Source organism: uncultured Sphingomonas sp. (assembly GCF_946477935.1).
Taxonomy (GTDB): Bacteria; Pseudomonadota; Alphaproteobacteria; order Sphingomonadales; family Sphingomonadaceae; genus Sphingomonas.
This window is the reverse complement of sequence record NZ_CAMLAC010000315.1, coordinates 1-3,361: the sequence shown is the minus strand read 5'-3', so window position 1 is coordinate 3,361 and position 3,361 is coordinate 1. Positions and strand designations below refer to the sequence as shown.

Genomic DNA, 3,361 nt, shown 5'->3' with positions numbered 1-3,361 from the left:
CCTTCCTTGGTCCAGACTGTAATAGTCGATGGACCACTCAGAAGGGGGCAGCTCAATCCGCTCCGGAATGCGCTCGTGATCGAAATGGTTCATCTTCTCGCGGAAGACTTCGTCCTCGATCAGCACGGGCCCACGCGCGCCCGCCTTCAGCTGGTTCTGGTTGTCGCTGATCGGCGTGCCGTGGTTGGTGGTCAGCACCGGATGGTCAGCATCGGTCACCTGATGGGTCTCGCCACCATTGCCTGCGTTCAGGGCGCTGTTGCTCATTGAATGTCCTTGGTTGAGGCGGGGATGCGGTCCCCTAACGTACTAAATTCCTGAGTGGAGGCGAGAGTTTCATAACAGGGCGCATGCCCACTCACCGTGTCTGCCGCTGGGTACGAGTAAGTTGCCAACCGGATCATTGATTTGGGTTTCGGATTGACTGTGCTAAGCCGGTATACGAAGAGGATCGTCCGTCCGACGGTTTGCCGCAGACGGCGTAGCGTCATAATCTTGTCGGGTGTCTCGCGTCCGCGCCGACGTCCGATATGATTTTGACGCTACGTTAGCGCCGCGCGATTAGCACGGCATTATAGCACTTTCGCGCCTGGCTACCTTAAAACTTTGGATAGCATGTCACGCCAATCCGGTACGGCAGAACCGGTGGTCGGCGTATGAACGGACCGAAGTAGGTCAGTGTGAGTTTGCTGACCCCGAAGGGACAGCGGATGAACGATAAGATTGAGCAAGGGGCAGTAGCCGCTCAGGTGGCGGCCGCAAAAGTGCCGAGTCGAGACGGACTGTTGGGTCTCGCGGTAGCCGTGGTCGTGATCGCCGGGCTGTTCCTAGCCAAGGACGTGCTGATCCCCATCACGCTGGCGGTGCTGTTGTCGTTCGTCCTGTCGCCGATCGTCCTGTTCCTGCGACGCCTGCGGTTGCCGAAGGGGCTAGCGATCTTCGTGGCGGTGATCAGCGCGCTGGGTGTGCTGGGCGGCATCGGCACCCTGGTCGGGATGCAGGCCGCGTCCCTGTCGGACAAGGCACCGGGCTATGTCACGACCGTCCAGTCCAAGATCGACCGGGCGACCGGTTTCATCACGCAGCAGCTCCCCTTCATCGGACCCGACACGCCGCCCCCGGCCATGGTCGCCGACCCCAATGTCGTGCGCGGCACCCGCACCCATCCCCTGAACGTCCGGGTCATCGACAAGCAGATTCCGGTGCTGGAACAGGTGGGCGGCTATCTCGAACCGGTGGTCGCGCCGTTCGAAACCTTCGTGATCGTGCTGGTCGTGGCGATCTTCATCCTCATGCAGAAGGAAGATCTGCGCGATCGGATGATCCGCCTGTTCGGATCGTCCGACCTGCATCGCACGACGGCCGCGATGGACGATGCCGGGGGCAGGCTCAGCCGGTACTTCCTTTCGCAACTGGCGGTGAACGCCAGCTTCGGCACCGTCGTCGGGATCGGCCTGTGGATCATCGGCCTGCCCGTTCCGGCGTTATGGGGCATTCTTGCCGGCGTGCTCCGCTTCGTACCCTATATCGGTGCGCTGCTGGGGGCCGCCCTGCCATTGGTGGTGGCCGCCGGGGCCGATCCGGGCTGGTCGACGGTGCTGATGGTGGCGGCGCTCTTCATCGTCCTCGAACCGCTGATCGGCTATGTCATCGAACCGTTGCTCTACGGCCATTCGACGGGTCTCTCGCCGCTTTCGGTCGTGCTGGCGGCGGTGTTCTGGACGTGGATCTGGGGTCCGGTCGGCCTTGTCCTGTCGATGCCGCTGACGCTGCTGCTGGTCGTGCTGGGCCGGCATATTCCGAGCCTCGAATTTCTCGACGTCATATTGGGCGACCGGCCGGCGCTTACCCCGGTCGAAAGCTTCTACCAGCGGATGCTGGCCGAGGACCCGGACGAGGCGCTTGAACAGGCGGAGAGCCAGCTCGCGGACCGGTCGCTGACGGCCTATTATGACGAGGTAGCGCTGGCCGCGCTGAAACTCGCGGCGGCAGACGTCGAACGGGGTGCCATCACGCGCGAGCGGGCGACCAGCGTCGTCGACTCCATGCTGGTGCTGGTGGACGAACTCCATGCGCAGGAGGATACGGCCAGCGTAACCCGGGCACGCGAGGGCCGCCTCAATCCATTGGTCGGGGAAGGGGCAGGCTTTGAGGAGACCGCGCCGGCCACCCTGCCGGCAGCGCCGGCGCAGTGGAACGCCGCCGGAAGCGTATTGTGCATTGCCGGGCGCGGCGTCCTCGACGATGCGGTGACCGCCATGCTCGAACAGCTGCTCGCCAAGCGCGGGTTCGGCGCGAAGCGGGTTCCGCATAACGTCGGATCGCGGGCGAACATCGATCGCCTCGACGCGACGGGCACCCGGCTCGTGTGCATCTCCTATCTCGAGATCGGCGGCTCGCCGTCGCATCTGCGCTATCTCGTACGGCGCATCCGGTCGCGCGTGGGCGATGTTCCGATCCTCGTCGGGCTGTGGCCGGAAGGCGAAGCGGCGCTCACCGATCGCGAGATACAGCGGACCCTGGGCGCGGACCTCTATGTCGGCAGCCTCGGCGCGGCGGTGGAGGCGTGCCTCGACTATGCCGGCGCGGAACGGGAGCAGGCGGCATGAGCGTTGCCGATCATGGCGCAGGCACCGGTGCGCGCTCCCCGTTGCAGGTGCCGCCCGCGGGATGGCTGGCGATCCTGAAGCGGACGTGGCAGGAGATGGGCGACGACAACATCGGCATCATCGCTGCCGGTATCGCCTTCTACGTCTTTGCCGCCATCGTGCCCACGCTGGGGGCCGTCGTGCTGAGCTACGGCCTGTTCGCCGAGGCGGAGACGGTACGGCGCAACATCGAAAGCGTGTTCGCGTCGCTGCCGAGGGATGCGGCCTCCATCATCTCCGACCAGCTGCTGACGGTCGTGGAAAGTTCGAAGGACAAGCAGGGGATCGGGCTGGTCGTCGCGCTGCTGCTGGCATGGTACGGCGCGACAAAGGGGTCTGCGGCGATCATCACCGGCCTCAACGTCGCCTATGATACGGAGGAGAGCCGCGGCTTCGTCCGTTTGACGCTGCTGAAGTTCGCCGTGGTCGGCGGCGGCGTCGTGATGATCTTCGCGGCGATCGGCACGACCATGCTGCTCGCATTTCTCAGCGGGCTGATCCCGAATGCGCCGCTTGCCGTGCTGGCGCTGATCCGCATCGCCGGCTTCCTGCTGCTGGCGGTGCTGGTCGTGACGGCGGCGGCGATCCTGTTCCGCTTCGGTCCCGACCACCGGCAACCCCGCTGGATATGGCTGTCGCCGGGGTCGGCGGGGGCGACGTTGCTCTGGCTGGCGGGCACGGCGGGGTTCGGGTTCTACGTATCCAATTTCGGC

General features: G+C 64.9%; 3 protein-coding genes. 2 read left to right on the top strand and 1 reads right to left on the bottom strand.

Features of this window, described 5'->3' with window-relative positions; genetic code table 11:
• A partial coding sequence (locus Q0U08_RS19140; RefSeq protein ID WP_298093345.1) for a catalase occupies positions 1–267 on the bottom strand: 267 nt, incomplete at its 3' end.
• Between the two features lie 443 nt (positions 268–710).
• On the opposite strand from Q0U08_RS19140, the gene Q0U08_RS19135 reads away from it, so the two are divergent.
• Together Q0U08_RS19135 and Q0U08_RS19130 are read left to right on the top strand one after the other, a co-directional pair.
• The gene (locus tag Q0U08_RS19135; protein WP_242122306.1) at positions 711–2,609 is read left to right on the top strand and encodes an AI-2E family transporter; all 1,899 of its coding nucleotides are present in this window, start codon (positions 711–713) and stop codon (positions 2,607–2,609) included.
• Positions 2,606–3,361, top strand: a 756-nt coding sequence (locus Q0U08_RS19130) for a YihY/virulence factor BrkB family protein (protein WP_298093343.1), incomplete at its 3' end; no start/stop codon positions are given. The genes Q0U08_RS19135 and Q0U08_RS19130, both read left to right, overlap by 4 nt.